At 66.6% G+C, this 15,901-nt stretch carries 17 protein-coding genes; 4 read left to right on the forward strand and 13 right to left on the reverse strand.

What is annotated here, in order from left to right; translation table 11 throughout:
• Positions 1 to 26 precede the first annotated feature (26 nt).
• A complete protein-coding gene (locus ACH54P_RS14390; protein WP_489912884.1) occupies positions 27 to 752 on the forward strand; it encodes a TetR/AcrR family transcriptional regulator in 726 nt (241 codons plus the stop codon).
• 28 nt (positions 753 to 780) lie between these two features.
• On the opposite strand, the gene trpS is transcribed toward ACH54P_RS14390, so the two are convergent.
• The gene (gene trpS / locus ACH54P_RS14395) at positions 781 to 1,848 is read right to left on the reverse strand and encodes a tryptophan--tRNA ligase (RefSeq protein WP_489912885.1); all 1,068 of its coding nucleotides are present in this window, start codon (positions 1,846 to 1,848) and stop codon (positions 781 to 783) included.
• On the reverse strand, positions 1,845 to 2,288 hold the full coding sequence (locus ACH54P_RS14400; RefSeq protein WP_489912886.1) for a MarR family winged helix-turn-helix transcriptional regulator: 444 nt from the start codon (positions 2,286 to 2,288) through the stop codon (positions 1,845 to 1,847). The genes trpS and ACH54P_RS14400 overlap by 4 nt, the downstream gene beginning before the upstream one ends.
• A gap of 237 nt (positions 2,289 to 2,525) precedes the next feature.
• Here ACH54P_RS14400 and ACH54P_RS14405 point away from each other — a divergent pair, with 237 nt between their 5' ends.
• Positions 2,526 to 2,978: a DUF3237 domain-containing protein gene (locus ACH54P_RS14405; RefSeq protein ID WP_489912887.1), complete on the forward strand. Its 453-nt coding sequence runs from the start codon at positions 2,526 to 2,528 to the stop codon at positions 2,976 to 2,978.
• A 28-nt stretch (positions 2,979 to 3,006) separates the two neighbouring features.
• A complete protein-coding gene (locus tag ACH54P_RS14410) occupies positions 3,007 to 3,498 on the forward strand; it encodes a phenolic acid decarboxylase (RefSeq protein ID WP_489916436.1) in 492 nt (163 codons plus the stop codon).
• 418 nt (positions 3,499 to 3,916) lie between these two features.
• Here ACH54P_RS14410 and ACH54P_RS14415 read toward each other — a convergent pair whose 3' ends face one another.
• The 6 genes from ACH54P_RS14415 to ACH54P_RS14440 all read right to left on the reverse strand — a co-directional run bounded on the left by ACH54P_RS14415 (position 3,917) and on the right by ACH54P_RS14440 (position 9,088).
• The gene (locus tag ACH54P_RS14415; protein ID WP_489912888.1) at positions 3,917 to 4,597 is read right to left on the reverse strand and encodes a DUF1775 domain-containing protein; all 681 of its coding nucleotides are present in this window, start codon (positions 4,595 to 4,597) and stop codon (positions 3,917 to 3,919) included.
• Positions 4,598 to 4,653: 56 nt separating this feature from the next.
• A complete protein-coding gene (locus ACH54P_RS14420) occupies positions 4,654 to 6,174 on the reverse strand; it encodes a YncE family protein (protein ID WP_489912889.1) in 1,521 nt (506 codons plus the stop codon).
• 93 nt (positions 6,175 to 6,267) lie between these two features.
• The gene (locus tag ACH54P_RS14425; RefSeq protein WP_489912890.1) at positions 6,268 to 6,891 is read right to left on the reverse strand and encodes a hypothetical protein; all 624 of its coding nucleotides are present in this window, start codon (positions 6,889 to 6,891) and stop codon (positions 6,268 to 6,270) included.
• On the reverse strand, positions 6,888 to 7,388 hold the full coding sequence (locus ACH54P_RS14430; protein WP_489912891.1) for a sigma-70 family RNA polymerase sigma factor: 501 nt from the start codon (positions 7,386 to 7,388) through the stop codon (positions 6,888 to 6,890). Before ACH54P_RS14430 ends, ACH54P_RS14425 begins: the two co-directional genes overlap by 4 nt.
• A gap of 195 nt (positions 7,389 to 7,583) precedes the next feature.
• Entirely contained in the window at positions 7,584 to 8,585 is a 1,002-nt protein-coding gene (locus ACH54P_RS14435) for a YeiH family protein (RefSeq protein ID WP_489912892.1), read from the reverse strand.
• A 71-nt stretch (positions 8,586 to 8,656) separates the two neighbouring features.
• Positions 8,657 to 9,088 carry a rhodanese-like domain-containing protein gene (locus ACH54P_RS14440; RefSeq protein WP_489912893.1) on the reverse strand — a complete coding sequence of 144 codons (432 nt, stop codon included), beginning with the start codon at positions 9,086 to 9,088 and terminating at the stop codon, positions 8,657 to 8,659.
• 95 nt (positions 9,089 to 9,183) lie between these two features.
• Here ACH54P_RS14440 and ACH54P_RS14445 point away from each other — a divergent pair, with 95 nt between their 5' ends.
• The gene (locus ACH54P_RS14445) at positions 9,184 to 9,942 is read left to right on the forward strand and encodes a GntR family transcriptional regulator (RefSeq protein WP_489916438.1); all 759 of its coding nucleotides are present in this window, start codon (positions 9,184 to 9,186) and stop codon (positions 9,940 to 9,942) included.
• 334 nt (positions 9,943 to 10,276) lie between these two features.
• On the opposite strand, the gene ACH54P_RS14450 is transcribed toward ACH54P_RS14445, so the two are convergent.
• The 5 genes from ACH54P_RS14450 to ACH54P_RS14470 form a co-directional block, all read right to left on the reverse strand.
• Positions 10,277 to 11,734, reverse strand: coding sequence for an aldehyde dehydrogenase (locus tag ACH54P_RS14450; RefSeq protein ID WP_489912894.1), 1,458 nt, complete (start codon positions 11,732 to 11,734; stop codon positions 10,277 to 10,279).
• Positions 11,735 to 11,818: 84 nt separating this feature from the next.
• The gene (locus ACH54P_RS14455) at positions 11,819 to 13,489 is read right to left on the reverse strand and encodes a sigma-54-dependent Fis family transcriptional regulator (RefSeq protein WP_489912895.1); all 1,671 of its coding nucleotides are present in this window, start codon (positions 13,487 to 13,489) and stop codon (positions 11,819 to 11,821) included.
• Positions 13,486 to 13,677, reverse strand: coding sequence for a hypothetical protein (locus ACH54P_RS14460; RefSeq protein ID WP_489912896.1), 192 nt, complete (start codon positions 13,675 to 13,677; stop codon positions 13,486 to 13,488). Before ACH54P_RS14460 ends, ACH54P_RS14455 begins: the two co-directional genes overlap by 4 nt.
• 36 nt (positions 13,678 to 13,713) lie before the next feature.
• Positions 13,714 to 14,913: a cytochrome P450 gene (locus ACH54P_RS14465; protein WP_489912897.1), complete on the reverse strand. Its 1,200-nt coding sequence runs from the start codon at positions 14,911 to 14,913 to the stop codon at positions 13,714 to 13,716.
• Between the two features lie 25 nt (positions 14,914 to 14,938).
• Complete coding sequence (locus tag ACH54P_RS14470) at positions 14,939 to 15,898, reverse strand: PDR/VanB family oxidoreductase (protein ID WP_489912898.1); 960 nt, start codon at positions 15,896 to 15,898, stop codon at positions 14,939 to 14,941.
• Positions 15,899 to 15,901 lie beyond the last annotated feature (3 nt).

Below are 15,901 nucleotides of genomic sequence, written 5' to 3' on the forward strand. Positions count from 1 at the left end.
TCCGCTCGACCAGGAGGAGCTTGACGATGACCGCGCGTTCCGAGCAGGTCTCCCCCACGGCGGCCCGCGTCCTCACCGTCGCGCACGACCTCGTGCTCCGGCACGGAGTCAAGGGCGTGACGGTCGCCGCGATAGCCAAGAAGGCGCATGTCGGCCACGGCACTGTCTATCTGTACTGGGCAACCAAGGAAGATCTGCTCATCGGGCTTTTCGCCAGAGACTTCCTGTCGATGCTCGACGAGTACACGAGCGCCTTGACCGAAGACGCCGAGACCGGCCGTCCCCACCGGTTGTGCCCGCTCGTGGTCCGGACGGTCCTCTTGCACCCCTTCGTTCGTGCACTGCAAACAGGGGACGACGAACTGCTCGGCGCCCTGGCCGGACACCCAAGCGGCATGGCGCTGCTGAGCGCCTTGGGGCCTACCGCGTTGATGCGCATGGTGCTGCCGGTGTGGCGTCGGCACCGGCTCGCCCGGACAGACTGGCCACTGGAGGAACAGGCGTACGCCCTGGGAGCGGTGATGACCGGCTTCTTCGAAGCCGCCACCCGGGACGCGCGCCTGTTCCCCGAAGGGGCCACCGACTTGCACGAGAAGGTGATGGCCGCGACAGTGACTGCGTTACTCGGGGCACAGGAGGCAACTCCAGCCGATATCCGATCCGTAGCCGATGAAGGCTTGCGGCAGCTGCGGGAGGCGAGGCAAGCCGCGCACACGGTCATCGCCGCGACCGAGAAAGAACCAGCACTATAGGTTGCGGCGCCGGCCACAGCGTCAGACCCTAGTACACGGTCCCCATTGCCTGACGCACATCGGCGAGGGTGCCATCCGCGATCTCGCGAGCTCGCGCGTTGCCTTCCCGGAGGATGTTCGCCACGAGGCCAGGATCGCCCGCGAATTCGGCGCGCCGCTTGCGGATCGGCTCGAAGTAGTCGTTGACGGCCTCTGTGACGAGGCGCTTCAGCATTCCGCTGCCGCCTGACCCGATCTGGTCCGCGACCACCTGTGGGTGAATTCCCTTGCACAGCGCCGCCAGCAGCACCAGGCTGGAAACCTCTGGTCGCGCTTCGGGATCGTAGGTGATATGGCGATCAGCGTCCGTTTTGGCGGCCCTGATCAACTTGGCGGTCTCGTCCGCGGAGGCACGCACCGCGATGGCGTTACCACGGCTCTTGCTCATCTTGCGACCATCAGTACCGAGCAGGGACGGCGCCGCCGAGAGCAACGCTTCCGGCTCCGGGAACACCTGCCCGTAGCGCTCGTTGAATCGACGGGCGATGGTGCGCGTCAGCTCCAGGTGCGGCAGCTGGTCCTGTCCGACCGGAACCACGTTGGCACGACAGAAGAGAATATCGGCAGCTTGATGCGCCGGGTAGGTGAACATCAGGCCGCTCACCGATGCCTGCCGCGAGTTGGCTATCTCATCCTTGACCGTGGGATTTCGCTGCAGCTCGGAGACCGACACAAGGCTGAGAAACGGCAGGAGCAATTGGTTGAGAGATGCCACCGCACTGTGCGTAAAAATCGTGCTTCGTGCTGGATCGATACCCACGGCGAGGTAGTCGAGAACCAGATTCCGGACGTGCCCCACGAGGTCCTCGGCGACGTCGCGATCGGTCAGCACCTGGTAATCCGCGACCACCAGCACCGTGTCGACGCCGAGGTCCTGCAGTCGAACCCTGTTCTGCAGGGTGCCGAAGTAGTGCCCCAGGTGGAGAGGTCCCGTCGGACGGTCACCGGTCAACACCCGATAGTCATGCGGAGAGTCGGTGATGAGCTTCTCCAGCTCCGAGCTTCGGTCGAGAGCTCGCATGAGATGGTCGCCGTCGACGCCCTGCCGCTGGCTCACTGTTCGCTCCGATCGTGGTACCCATCGACGATTTTGCTGGTCAGCACCAGGAGTTGACGTCGTTCACCTTCGGTCAGCGCCATCAGGCTGGCCTCTTCTGCGTCCCGTGCCCGGAGCTTGACCGATTCGAGCAGCTCGACGCCTGCCTTTGTGAGGCTCAGCTGCTTGCGCCGGCCGCTGTTCGGATCGGGAGACCGCGTCAAAAGTGCTCGTTCAGCCAGTCGTGAAACGATCGGCGTGAGCGTGGCCGAGTCGATCATGGTCAGGTCGGCGACTTCGGTCAGGCTGATGGCGGGGTTGTCCGCGAGCGCCAGCATCACCGTGTACTGCGGAGGGGTGAGTTCCGCGATGCGCGCTTGCCAGCACGCACTCGTCACCTGCACCGCGCGGCGCAGCATGATCACATGATGCTGCCGGAGGTCGGTTCGCGCCTTCGTCATCAGATCTTCCTCCGCAGGACAGGGCCAACAACGTCACCATACTCGTACACGAATGTTTCGTGCACGAAGTATGACTGAACACACTGGTTGACTCTCAGCCGCCCGGAGACCATGCGCTGCGGCATACGTGCTCCGAGTCACACCACCTCGGCTTGAACGGCAAGTTCGTGTACGAATATTTCGTACACGAACTCTCGCGCTCCCGCTGGGGGCACGCAGTACGGACCGGAGTTGCAGATGCTCGAACTGGCGCCACTCTTGACCCTCGAGGTTCAACTCGCGACACCTCACGTCGTCACCGGCGGCCCCTACGGCGACCGCAGAGTCATCGATGTCCTCGGTGGCACGTTCGCCGGCGACCGGCTGAGCGGAGATGTACTGCCCGGAGGGGCGGACTTCCAGTTGATACGGCCAGACGGAGTCGCGGAGATCGACGTTCGGGCCACCCTTCGCACAGACCAAGGCCATCTCGTCTACCTGACCGGCAAAGGACTGCGCCACGGACCCGCGGACGCGCTGCAGCGGATCGCCGCGGGGCAACCTGTGGACCCGAGCGAGTACTACTTCCGCGAGTGCCTGTTTTTCGAGGCTGGCGCGGCAGAACTGTCATGGCTGAACCGGCTGGTGGCGGTCGCTCGCGGTCAGCGTGCCGAGTCATCAGCAACCATCGAGGTCTTCGAAGTCGCCTAGACACCGAACTCACACTACGGGAGTGACCATGAACGAATCCAGCACGCTGGCCGGAAAGCACATGATACTGCGCTATAAAAACGGCTGGGCCTATGAATTGTACGTCAAGAACGAAACCACCATCGACTACCGCGTACACCGAGGTATGGTCGCGGGCCGCTGGGTCAAAGATCAGACCGTAACCCAGCGCAAGGTGGCCCATGAGGTAATCAAAGTGTTCTGGGTGGAACCAACCGGCACCGTGGTATCGCTTGACGTGAACCTCCTCCGCCGCAGGGTCCACGACTCGATCTTCTTCCCGAAGTGGGTACACGATCACCCCGAGAGGACTGTCTGCTTCCAGAACGACTTCTTGGAGGACATGACGTCATATCGCGATGCTGGACCCATTCACCCGATCCACGTCGTCGACGACTTCGCCGACATTTCTTTCTTCGAAGACCGCGGGACGAACAATGATCAGGTCATCAACTGCGCGCCGGACGAGCTTCCGCCGTCCTATGTCGATCAGGCAAATTAGCTTCCTTTGGCTGCTACAACGACGGGCGTGACAAGCTGATCAAGGCCGTCCCGCTCGGCGTGCACCTGCTGCTGGTCGGCGACGTCTCATGGCCGACGTCGCCCTCTTCGACGGCGAAGTCGGCCATGGCGACGGAGCCTCGGCCACCCGTGCGGCCCGCTTCCCACCAGCCCCGCACGGGCGTTTCCGAACGAACTCGCAACCCCCTGGGCGGCAGCGAGCCGACGACATAACCTCGTCCCTCTCTGCTCATCCTGGAAAATGCCCCTGAAGCATGTCGGCCGATCCCAGCAACCTCTTCGGCAGCAGCATGGGCGGCCAGACACTGCCGAGTACCAGGTTGTTGACCCACTCGATCCGTCGAGTCGCCCCTCCCTGAGGATGCGCCCCTTTGGCGCAGTCCCTCTCCGCTCCTCGTTCACGATCCTCGGCGCCGGCCTGTCGGTTTCGTCCTTCGCCTGTCATCGCCGCGGCGTCGGAGCACCAGCCAAGCAGCTCCGGCTGCACCTACCAGCACAACGCCCGCTGCCGTCCAGATGCCGACCCACGGCAGGGTCGACTCGTCCGTGGTGGTGGCCGAAATCGCCGGTGCTGCGCCCAAGGCCTCCTGGGTCGCGTCGGCGCCGGGTGCCGCTTCCGCGGTTCCCGGCCCGTGTGCGTACTCCGGCGACGCACCTGGGCTGGCCCCTCCGACCTTGAGTACCGGTGCGGGGAACTGCGGTGGATCGGCGCCCGTCTGCGGCTGGTTCCAGCCCACGACACTGCCGTTCGAGTACAGCTGCTGGACGTCGAATCCCAGCTGCGAGTGGTCGGGCAAGGGCCCGGTGTGGATGGTGAAGGTGCCGGCTTCGGCCGGGGCGATCGCCGCCCCGGCCGAAGCCGTCCAGACCACGTGCGAACCTGAGCGCTGCACCGACCACCCGCTGACCACATCGGCGCCGGTGACCGGCACGTCCGCGGGGAGGGTCACGTCGACGCGAACGGTTGTCGCGACTTGTTCCTCACTGGGCACCCGGAACTCCAGAGCCGCAACCTGACCTCGCTGCGCCAGCGGCGCCTGCACCCGGACGTGGGCTTCTGCGGTCGCGGTGACGAGCAACAGACCACCTGCGGCGAGCGTGGCGACCGTAAGAGCGCGGCGCATCAGATGCCCTTTCAGCAACAGCAGCAGTAGTAGAGGTCCATCGCAGGAGTGACGACACCCGAAGCGGACGACAACGCCGACGTCGGGCGGTCCGCGCCACCGGCGACGCTCAAAGCCACGCTCTTCCCGGTGAACTCGCTGAAGGAAAGTACCTGCGGGGCGTTGCCGTTCGCGTCCGTCAAGAACGTGACGAATGGCGTGCGGTTACCCTTGGCATCGACGCTCGATGCCTGGTAGGTGGTGTTCGGGCTCAGCCCGCGAGCCTGGATACCGATGCTGTCCAGCCCGTTGATCGGGCGCACGGTGACTTCGAGGTGCCGGCCCTTGAGCGGATCCATCACTGTCCCGTCACCGCCATCCGGCAACGTCGCGGCCACGTTGTGCCCTTGCTGGTTCAACCCCTGGGTCCCCAGGTTGGCTGCGCCACCCCGCGGAGCGGCGTTCGGGACATACACCAAAGCCTGCGGCTCCTGCCCGACGCCGAAGCTGCCGACCACCTCCTGCGTGCGGGTGTCAATCACGTCGACGCTGTCGGACTTCTCCTGTCCGACGTACATCCGGGAGCCGTCGCCGCTCGGCCAGATGCCGTGTGGGGCGTGCCCGGTGTCGTGTACCGCGGTCACCAGAGCAGGTACGCCGGTCGGGGTGCGGCGGTAGACCAGTGTCTCGTCGAGACCGCCCACGGTGACGTACGCATACGCCCCGGCGAAGTTCGGGTGGTTGGTGTCCGGCCCGGTGTTGAGCACCGCCTGCACGCGGCGGTGCGCCAGGTCGACGACAGTGGTCTTGCCCGCGCGCTTGTGGGGCACCCACAATTCGCGACCGTCCGGGGAAATCGCCAGGTCCGAGGAGAACGAGTCGGCGAGGCCGGTAATGTGGCCGGTCACCTTCTTCGACGCGACGTCGACGATGGTGATCTCCGGCAGGGAGATGTGGTTGACGTACGCGGTACGTCCGTCCGGGCTCATCACCACCTTGGACGGCCCGTTGCCGACCGGGAGATTCTCGATCACGCCGCCGTGCACGGCGTCCACGATGGTCACCGTGTCTCGGCCGCGGTCGGCGACCCAGAACTCGCGGCCGTCGTCGGTGAACCAGCCTTCGTGAGATGAGCGTCCGACATCGGTGTGGCTGAGAACCTTGTTCGTGGTGGTGTCGATGATGTCGACGGTGTTGCTGCCGATGCTCACCACGGCCAGCCGTTGCCGGTTCGGGGCGTAAGCGAGTCCGTGCACGTTCTCGTCGTCGAGATATTGCGGGTTGAGCGTGTTCGACAGCCGCTGAGCACCCAGGGCGATCGTGCCCAGGACCTTGCTGGTCGACGGATCGGTCACGGTGACCGTGTTCGAAGTCTGGTCTGCGGTGTACACGCGATCGTGCGAGGAGATGGGCACGGAGGCCGCGTCGGCCGTTGTAGTGGATGGCGCGGGCGCCGAGTTCGCGGCCGAGGCCATGCCGTTGGCCGCCGCGGTCACTCCCCCCGCCGCTGCCGCCACCGCCGCGGCGATGGTTATTTGGCGTTTCCAAGACATGGTTTGGCTCCGATCTTTATGGACGTGAGCGAAAAATGGCGTACCGAACTCCCGGATCGGGTCGGTCCGGAAATGAAGAGCTGACGAATAAGGTCAGGCGGGTGGATCGACGGGTATCTGCGCCACCTCGGCGCCGCTCTCGTCCCGCACGAGCAACGCAGCGATCGAGTTCCGGCTCATCGCCGTCACCATCAGGGTGTGCACGGGGCCGGGTCCGCTCGCGTGGACGCTGCCCGCAGGCAGGATCCGGCCACCACGACCGACGGTCATCAGGTGGTAGGTCCCGTCGTCCTGCAGCCCGCTGAGCGTGATGGGGATCTCGGTTCCCCACGGCTGTTCCCGCATCAGGCCGTCCCGGGCCAGCGCGACTTGCTGCACCGACGGAGTGTCACCGGCGGTCAGGGCGACTCCGCCGAGCGCCGCCGCGGCGATCAGTGCCGCGGCGGCGGCCGCGAGGGTGAACCGGCGGACCTTCCGCGTTCCGCCAGCTGCCCGCACCCGCGACTCGATGCGCCGTCCCAGCTCGGGTGCACCGACCGGGCGGGCGGCGCCGCCCTCGACATAGGCCAACGTCGCGGCGACCTCACGCGCCTCAGTCACATCTCGCGTACAGAACTCACACGACCAAATGTGCTGCGCCAGTTCGGGAGGAAGCGGCTTACCGAGCATGATGAGCTCGGTCGCTTCCTCGCGGGCCTGCGGACATAGCTCGGTCATCGAAGCAACCCCCCGTTCTCCTCCAGCGCGAGGCGCAGCGCACGTACGCCGTAGTAGAGCCGGCTCCGCGCAGTTGACGCCGAAATCCCGTGAGCCACGGCGTACTCCGCGCATGTGCGCCCCTCCACATGCACCGCTCGTACGATGTCCTGATGATCATTGCTGAGCCCACGCATCGCTTCGTCGAGCTGAATACTCAGCAGCAACCGGTCGAACGGGTCCTCGGTCCGCTGCTCGGGCTCGTCCCCGTCCGCCACCGGACGGACCGCCCGGCGCCGTAGAGCGTCGGTAACCAGATTTCGGGAGATTCCGAACAGCCAGGTCCGCAGGCTGCCGCGCGCGGGGTCGAATCGGCGCCCCGCTCGCCAGGCCCGCACGAACGTCTCCTGCACCACGTCTTCGGCGACTTGGCGATCACCGAGGGCGTTGAACGCGAAGCCGAACAGCTCGCCGCCATAGCGCGCGTACGCAGCCTGAACGTCGTCCTCGCTGTGCATGGACTCCGTCAGGACCCCGTCCGCGGACCGCCGCAATCGCATCGTCCACCCCGTTTCATCGTGCTACAGGGGGTACGCACCAGACGACGCCAGTGTTGAACCATCGACCGTGTGTCCTGCGCCACTAGCAAGGTTGGGGCCTTCATCGGGAAGACTGTTTGGCCACGTCATCGATCCCATTTCTGTGGTCTGGTGTCAAAGGGTGCCGGTGAGGGCTTGCAGGCCGAGGCTGCCTGCCGCGACGGCGATCCACAGCAGCCCGCCCAGCAGCAGCGGCCGGTGCCCGGCGCGGCGCATATCGCCGATGCGCAGAGAGAGGCCTATCCCGGCCAGCGCGGTGGTGGTCAGGAACGTGCCGAGCGCCGAGAGACGGGGGTGCCACGATGCGGGGATGACGCCGAGACTGTCCAGGGTGGCAGCGGCGATGAACCCCAACAGGAACAGGGGCACGATCTTGCGCCACGGCATGGCGCGCATGGTGAACCCGGCGGCAGGTTCATCGCGGTCGACGGCGGCCTGGCGCGCGTCGCGGCGGGCGGCGAGGATCGCCAGGACGATGATGATCGGAATCAGGGTCAGCGTTCGGGTGAGCTTGACGACGATGCCGTAGGACCCGGCGTTGCCGCCGTAGGCGACGGAGGCCGCGACGACCGAGGAGGTGTCGTTGATCGCCGTGCCGGCCCAGAGGCCGAATGCGTGGGGGTTCATTCCGAGCAGGTGCCCAAGCGGCGGGAACAGCAGCACAGCGGCGATGTTGAAGGTGAAGATTGTGCCGATAGCGTAGGCAACGTCGGTTTGTTTCGGTTTGAGGACGGCGGTGGTGGCCGCGATCGCGGAAGCGCCGCAGATGCCGGTGCCGACGCCGATGAGGGTCTGGGTGTCGCCGCGGACCCCGAGCCAGCGGCCGAGCAGCCACGCGCCGCCGAGGGCGATGGTCAAAGTCCCCAGCATGACCGGCAGCGACTGCTCGCCGACGCGTAGGACCTCCTGCAGCGAGAGTCCGGTCCCGAGGACCACAATGGACAGCTGTAGCACGTCTTTCGACGCCACTCCGTAGCCCGGCGCCCACCGGGCGGCTCGCAGACGGGGGACGGTGGCCGCGGTGAGCGCGCCCAGCAGAATGCCGAACACCGGTCCGCCGACGACTGGAACAAGTTGCCCTAGCGCGGTGGCCGCCACGGCGACCGCGACCGTCACCAACAGCCCCGGCACGGCTCGCCACGGCCCATTGGGGGCAGACGTCGCGGTCGGTGCATCCTGAGTCGCGCTCACCGGGCTGCCTCAGTGAGGCCGCGGCCCTCGGCGCGGGAACGGTTGTCGTCCACACAGCGGATGTCGTGGCCGGCGCGGTCGAGCAGCCCGGCGACGATTCTCGCCGTGCGCCCGGACACGCAGTGCACCCACAGCCGATTGGCGGCGACGTCGGCGAGGGCGCGTGGCGGTATGTGTCGCGCGCCCGGAGAGTGTGCTCTGCGCCATTCGTCGTGGCGGAGACCCAGCACCGTCCCGCCGGCGGGGTCGCGGCGAGCCACGTCGCCGAACCGCACGCCGGAGTAGCCGCGCCGATGCTCTGCCGCAACGAGCCCGGCCGGCTGACTGGCAGCGCGTGCGGCGAGCCCGTCGATGCCAATACGAGCTGGTCGGCGCTGCGCGTCGGCGACCTGCCCGGATTTCTGCCCGAGCTGTGTCAGTGGGGACATCACGGCCTCCCTCTTAAATGTACGTACATTTATCGTAGAGGATGTGCGTACATTTGGCGATCGGTAAGGTCACCCCAAACAGCCGGGAGGAAGCGATGACACCGCGGGCGCTGAACCGGAGAGGTTCCGAGCCCTTGTGGCGGCAGCTCCAGCGCGAGCTGCTGACCAGGCTGGACGCCGGGGAGTTCACCGAGCAGTTTCCCGGCGAGCTAGCGCTGGTCGAGGAGTACGGCGTGAGTCGGCACACCGTGCGTCAAGCGCTGCGGCAGCTGCGGGCGGACGGGGTAATCGTCGCCGAACGCGGCCGGCAGCCCCATGTCGCGCCGCCACCGGAGATCGTGCAGCCGATGGGCGCGCTCTACAGCCTGTTCGCCTCGGTCGAGGCCGTCGGCCTGACCCAGCACAGTGTTGTGCGGGCTTTCGACACCCGCGCCGACGCGCTCGTCGCCGAGCGCCTCAGCCTGGAAGCCTCGACCCCGCTGGTCTACCTCGAACGCCTCCGCTTCGCCGGGGACGAACCGCTGGCCCTCGACCGCGTCTGGCTACCCGCCGACCTGGCGAAACCACTGCTTCAGGCCGACTTCACGCACACCAGCCTCTACGGCGAACTCGCCGCCCGCACGAGCATCCGCCTGGACCACGGCCGTGAAGAAGTTCACGCGGTCATCCCGACCGCGTCGGAACGCGCACAGCTGCACTGTGCCCACGATGTCGCCGCGTTCGCCATCAACCGGCTCAGTCACACCCGGGACCGCCCAGCCGAGTGGCGCCACACCTTGGTCCGCGGCGATCGCTACGCCCTCACCGCCGAATTTTCTGCCGGCACGGGCTACCGGCTGATCACCCCGTCCTGACGCCGACTAAGACAGCCTGACGTCTCCGCCGCATTCCCGTCCTCGTCTTCACCGACACTCCGGAACGGTCGGCAACGTCTCCCCGTTGCTGCTCCCTTCCGCCGAGGCGGCGGTGGGGCCCGGCCAGATCAGCTGGCAAACGGCGGGCTGGGCGTCCGAATGGGTCTCGACGCAACGACCCGGGCACCACCGACGGTGAGGCACCCGGATCCGGGGCCCGTCCCGGCCGGAGTCGACGTCGGAGGGCTCATCGAACCCGAGACCCCCGAACTGGCTGTAGCCACTCAGATGACCTCGCTGGGGTTGCCCTTCCGAGCAACCCCAGCCGCCAGCGTCACAGATAGATGCTCTGCAGCTCCTGGTAGCTCGCCAAACCCTCCGGGCCGAGCTCCCGACCGAGACCGCTGGCCTTCACTCCACCGAACGGGGCCGCCGGATCGGGAAGGTAGTGATTGACACCGATGGTCCCGGTGTGGATGCGACGCGCCACGGCCGCGCCGCGTTCGGGGTCGGCTGTCCACACCGAGCCGCCAAGGCCGTAGTCGGAATCGTTGGCGATGCGGATGGCGTCTTCCACATCGCGGTACCCGATGATCGACAGCACCGGCCCGAAGATTTCTTCACGGGCGACCGTGGCGCCGTTGTCCACGTCGGCGAACACAGTCGGCTCCAGGAAATAGCCCTTGTCGAAAGCAGCAGCACGTCGACCCCCCGTCGTGATCCGGGCGCCTTCCCGGCGGCCCTTTTCGATGTACGACTCGACACGGGCCCGCTGCTGGGCACTGGCCAGAGGACCGACCTGGGTGCCGGGATCGTTCGCAGGACCGACGGTCAGCGAAGCGGCCAGAGCGGTGAAGACGTCCACGACCTCCTGGTAGCGATTCTGCGGGGCCAGGACACGAGTGCCGAGGTAGCAGCACTGACCATTGTTCAGCAGCGTGCTACCGACCAGGGCTTCACCAGCCTTCGACAGGTCGAGATCAGCGTCGGGCAGGACGATCGCCGCGGACTTGCCACCGAGTTCCAAGCTGACCGGCCGCAGCAGGCGTCCGCACACTTCGCCGATGGCTTTGCCCGCGGCAGTCGACCCCGTGAATGCGACCTTGTCGATGCCCGGGTGCGCGACCAGATACGCCCCTACCTCCCGATCGGCCGGCACGATGTTGACCACCCCGGCTGGCACATCTGCCTCCTCCACGGCCTCGGCGAGCAGACAGGCATCCAGCACAGTGCCTGGCGACGGCTTGATCACCAACGTGCACCCGGCCGCCATCGCCGGGGCGAGCTTGAACATGGTCAGCACCTGCGGAAAGTTCCACGGGGCGATCGCGGCAACCACGCCGATCGGGTACCGGCGGACCTCGATGTCCCCGCCGAACAGGCCGTGCCGTATTTCGGCTGCCTGAGATTGCCGGGCCAGGTTCGCGTAGTAACGCAGAAGCGTACTGGGTACGCCAGCTTCAAGCTGGCCGGCCACTGCCACGGGCATCCCGTTCTGAGCGCTGACCCGCTCGACGAAGCCCTCCGCACGCTTGTCGATCGCGTTCGCCAAGCGTTCCATGACCTCGGCGCGCTGCTCGGGCTCCCAGTGCGGCCATCCTCCTCGCTCGTCGAAGGCCGTGCGAGCGGCGGTAACAGCCGCGTCGACATCGGCTTCGACACCTTCGGGAACCGAGCCGAGCACCTCCTCGGTGCTCGCGTTGATCGGGCTGAATCGGCGGTCGCTCGCCGGGCGGACCCAGCTGCCGCCGATGAAGAGATCGTTATAGGTCAGGAACTCTTGTGCCGTCATTCAACCGCTCCAGTGTGCGAGTTTGGTCTCAGCGGCAGGATAGGGGCGGGAGACATGAGCCGAGTGTTTACATTATGGACAGTTTCAGCACACGATCCGCAGCACGCGCAACCGGTTGTAGAGGGTGGTCCTGCTGATGCCGAGTAGTTGCGCGGCCTTGACCTTGTTCCCGTGGCTTTCCTGCAACGCGCGCCGGATCGCGTCGTGTTCAGCCTGCTCGAGTGGCGTGAACCGACGATGCCGGGGGCTGACGTGGTAGTGGGACGGTAGATCCAACACGGTAATATCACCGCAGGTACGCCCGCTCGCAACTGTTTGCAGGAGGGAATTCAACTCGCGGAGATTACCAGGCCAGGAGTATCCGGTGAGGCGTCCGATCGTTTCCGGGGTGTACCGCAACCGATTAGCCACTCCGAGCTGGTCGAGCATTGTGTCGATAAGGGCAGGCAGTTCCTCTGTACGTTCCCGCAGAGGCCGGAGTTCTAGATGTACTGGGCAGTAGGCGGCCACCGTGGCGCTGGGTCCAGCCAGCTGCGCGATCGGGGCGCCCGTCAGCACAAGACAAAGGTCTTCCTGGGCGAGCATTCGGCGCAGGCGTTCCGAAAACTTCTCGGGCAGCAAGTGGGCATTCTCGACCAGCGCGGCCGCTGACTGGCGGGCTGCAGCGTCGGCCAGGGCGGCCCACCACTCGCCCCCGTCGGCCAGCCATTCTGCGGCGTCGAACTCGACGAGAGCCAACCCAGTCTGCGTGGCCAGTGAACGGGCGCGGGTGGTGCGTCCAGTACCGGGCTCGCCGCTCACGTATACCGGTGCACCCGGTCGCAGTCGTGGGGCGTCGCTTCCCCTGGAAGGTTCGCCGGTCGCCGGTTTTCCATGCGGCGTCAAGTGGAACAGCACGCCCCGCGCTTGCGCCGCCACCACTTCCGCGTGCAACGACACCTCGCGGCCTGAGGCCAGGCGCAGCGGCCGAACCAGGCCGTCCCTCCGGCCGCACTGGCTGAAGTCCTCCGCGATCTCGCGCAGCCGGGCGTGGTCGAGAGCGTCCAGCAGGAGGGTGGCCGGCTCATTCGCGAGTGCCACCCCGTCCGCTAGCGCGACAACCGGCCCTCGAGCCGCGGACGTGGCAGCCTGGAAGGCCACAAGCATGCGACGCTGGTAGTCCTTGGCGTTCACCAGCAGCAGCTCTTCGATGTCGCGCACTGCCCGCGCAAGCACGGGCTCAAGCAACGGCGAGTCGGCCGTCACCGGGCAGGTGATGTCGAGCACGCCCGCCAGCCGGTGCGTCACGGGATGCACGATGGGCATGCCGTAGCAGCTGAAGACCTTCAATGCCTCCAGGTAGTGCTCCCGTCCACGTACGGCGATACCCCGCCGCAGCTCGTGGGCAGTGGCAATGGAGTTGGTTCCCAACGTCTCCTCACGGATCACCCCGCCCACAACACCACCGAAGGGTTCGAGGTGCCGGCGAAGCCAGGGAACTCCCGAAGTGCAGCTGACCACCCGTGATTCGCGATCGGCCAGCACGAGGCAGAATGCCGCACCTGCCAGTCGATCTTCGAGGTCGGTCAGGACCGGTCGGGCGGCGGCGGCTAGCCGGCCAGACCGGTCCACTGCGTCGGGTTCGATTCGCGGCCGTGGTTCGTCCACTCTCAGCCCGCTCAGCTGAGACCGCCGCCAGGACAAGGCGATCTCCGGTCGCGGCCCACTGGCGCGCGGAAGGCCGGCTTCCTCGGTCCATGAGTTCGCGAAGGTCACGGATGATGCCCGACCCGGCGCCGCACCCGCTCTGTCCTGGCCGCGAGGGGGCCCATCCGGCTCACGGCGTAGAACGAGCAGACCTCGGTAACCCTGACGATGTCGAGCCCGACTTTCTCCTGTTCGACGTTGTCGCGCATACCTTCGGTGACCTGCCCGGCGTGCGCGATCTGGGTACCGATCCGCATCTCACTCCCTTCCGCGAGGGCGCGGATGTTCGCCGACTACGAGATCCGGATCGGGTAGGAGTCCCATGCTTGCAGGGTGTTGTTGAGTTGCCGGCGTGCCTGGCCGATCGGCTCGATCGTGCGGACGCGCTGCGCCAGCGCGGTGAGGATCGCCTCGGCTTCCAGCCGCGCGATGTGCTGGCCGACACACTGGTGGATTCCACTTCCGAAGCCGACGTGACCGGACGGGTCACGGGTTAAATCGAAGCGGTCAGGGTGCGCCCAGCGCCTAGGGTCGCGGTTTGCGGCCGCGGCCAGCAGCAGGATCTTGCTGTGAGCGGGGATGGTGACGCCCGCGAACTCGACGTCTTCCGCAGTGGTGTGAAACCACTGCTGCAGCGGCGACGCCCATCGCAGGGCCTCGTCGAAGGCGCGCCGCACCAAGTCCGGGCGGCTGCGCAGGTATTCCCACTGGCTGGGGTTCTCGGCGAAAGCCCGGATGATGGCTGTGATGCCGTGCACCGTTGTGTCGACCCCAGCTGAGAGCAAAGACCGGACGACGAGCGGAGCCTGCTCTTGCGTGATTTCGTTCCGGTCCGCCGCTGCCCAGATCGCCGAGCCGAATCCGTCCTCGGACAGCGATTCGCGGCGACAAAGCCCGGTGACCCACTGCGACAGCTCGACGAGTCGGGTCGCGCTGCGTTCCAGGAGCGCGTTCTTCGGGCCGAATGCGTTGAACACCAGATCCCCGTAGGCAAGGAGGTTCTCTCGCCCCTCCGGGGGCAGCCCGACTGCGTCGGGGAAGACCTTCAAGGGGAAACCGGCGATCTTCTCGACCGCGTCGAACTCCTTGTCCTCCACGGCTTTATCGACGACTTCGACAGCTTCGGCGAACCACTTCTCCCGCAGCCTCCGCAGTGCCCTCGGGCCGAGCACACTGCTGAGGACCCTGCGGGTGGCGTCGTGGCCGGGCGGATCTGTCTCGGTGGGATTGGCCGGCGGCCGCCACGACTTCTCCTTGTAGTAGTTGGTGAGACCGACACCACCGCCTACCTTGAAATGCTGCCAATCGGTGAGGATCTCGCGCATCTCCACGTACCGGCCGACCACATACACGTCGTACCGGTCAAGATACAGGATCGGCGCACGCTCCCGGAGTTCTTGCTGCACCGGGATCGGGTCGGTCAGCGTTCGCTCGTCGAACGGATCGGCGTCGCTGTGAGGCAGCTCTTCGTGGAGTGCGGTTGTCGTTGTCACGCACAGGCCTCCCTGCTGGAAAGGATCAAAGATCGAGGACGAGTTTTTCGGAACGGGAGCGGGAAACGCACAACATCATGCAGTCGTTGCGGCCACGGTCGATCTCGTCGAGCACAGCGTCCCGGTGGTCGGGCAGTCCCGCGAGCACGTCGGCCTCGCAGGTCCCGCAGACGCCCTGGCCGCACGACGACAGCATCTCGACGCCGGCCCTCCGGACCACGTCCAGCACGGATTGCTCCGGCCCGACCGTGAGCGTCTGCCCAGTCCGTTTCAGCTCGACCACGAACGGCCCCTGCCGGTGCGGTGCGTCCAGTGTCGCGGCAACGAACCGCTCTGTACGCACCGTGTACGGCGGCCAATCCGCGGTGACGTCCGCCAGCGCGGACAGCAGCCCGGCGGGACCGCAGGCATAGACCTGGGTCCGCTCACGTGGCCGCCCCAGCAGCCCGGCCAGATCCAGCAGGCCGGCTTCGTCTTGGGGAACGAGGCGGACCCGGTCGCTGTAGGCCATCAGCTCATCGGCGAACGCCATCGACGACCGCGTCCGACCCCCGTAGAGCAACTGCCACTCCGCCCCGGCCTGCTCGACCTGCCGGATCATCGGTAGCAGCGGGGTGACGCCGATACCTCCGGCGATGAACAGGTAGGTGGGCGACGGGACCAGCGGGAAATGGTTGCGAGGCCCGCCGAACCCGAGGACCTGGCCGGTCTGCAGCTCGTCGTGAATCCATGCCGAGCCGCCTCGCCCGGCCGGTTCCCGGAGTACGCCAACCCGGTAGGTGTAGGCGTCGTCCCTGTCACCGCAGAGCGAGTATTGCCGGCTTCGCCCGTCCGGGAGAATCAGGTCGATGTGCGCTCCGGGCGTCCACGGCGGAAGTCGTTGTCCCTCAGGATGTTCGAGGAGAATCTCGAGGACACCGTCGGCGATCGTGGTTCGCGACCGGACGCGCACGACGGACCGGTCAGCGGGCCCTGGGTTGGTCATTCA

The sequence above is a fragment of the Amycolatopsis sp. N2S4-7 genome, from assembly GCF_058119595.1.

Bases quoted from the DNA above. Each gene is read 5' to 3' on its own strand.
- ACH54P_RS14450 (WP_489912894.1), bottom strand. From the start codon at position 11,734: ATGACGGCACAAGAGTTCCTGACCTATAACGATCTCTTCATCGGCGGC.
- ACH54P_RS14410 (WP_489916436.1), top strand. From the start codon at position 3,007: ATGAACGAATCCAGCACGCTGGCCGGAAAGCACATGATACTGCGCTAT.
- ACH54P_RS14390 (WP_489912884.1), top strand. From the start codon at position 27: ATGACCGCGCGTTCCGAGCAGGTCTCCCCCACGGCGGCCCGCGTCCTC.
- ACH54P_RS14405 (WP_489912887.1), top strand. From the start codon at position 2,526: ATGCTCGAACTGGCGCCACTCTTGACCCTCGAGGTTCAACTCGCGACA.
- ACH54P_RS14425 (WP_489912890.1), bottom strand. From the start codon at position 6,891: ATGACCGAGCTATGTCCGCAGGCCCGCGAGGAAGCGACCGAGCTCATC.
- ACH54P_RS14430 (WP_489912891.1), bottom strand. From the start codon at position 7,388: ATGCACAGCGAGGACGACGTTCAGGCTGCGTACGCGCGCTATGGCGGC.
- ACH54P_RS14440 (WP_489912893.1), bottom strand. From the start codon at position 9,088: ATGTCCCCACTGACACAGCTCGGGCAGAAATCCGGGCAGGTCGCCGAC.
- ACH54P_RS14445 (WP_489916438.1), top strand. From the start codon at position 9,184: ATGACACCGCGGGCGCTGAACCGGAGAGGTTCCGAGCCCTTGTGGCGG.
- ACH54P_RS14420 (WP_489912889.1), bottom strand. From the start codon at position 6,174: ATGTCTTGGAAACGCCAAATAACCATCGCCGCGGCGGTGGCGGCAGCG.
- ACH54P_RS14400 (WP_489912886.1), bottom strand. From the start codon at position 2,288: ATGACGAAGGCGCGAACCGACCTCCGGCAGCATCATGTGATCATGCTG.
- ACH54P_RS14460 (WP_489912896.1), bottom strand. From the start codon at position 13,677: ATGCGGATCGGTACCCAGATCGCGCACGCCGGGCAGGTCACCGAAGGT.
- ACH54P_RS14470 (WP_489912898.1), bottom strand. From the start codon at position 15,898: ATGACCAACCCAGGGCCCGCTGACCGGTCCGTCGTGCGCGTCCGGTCG.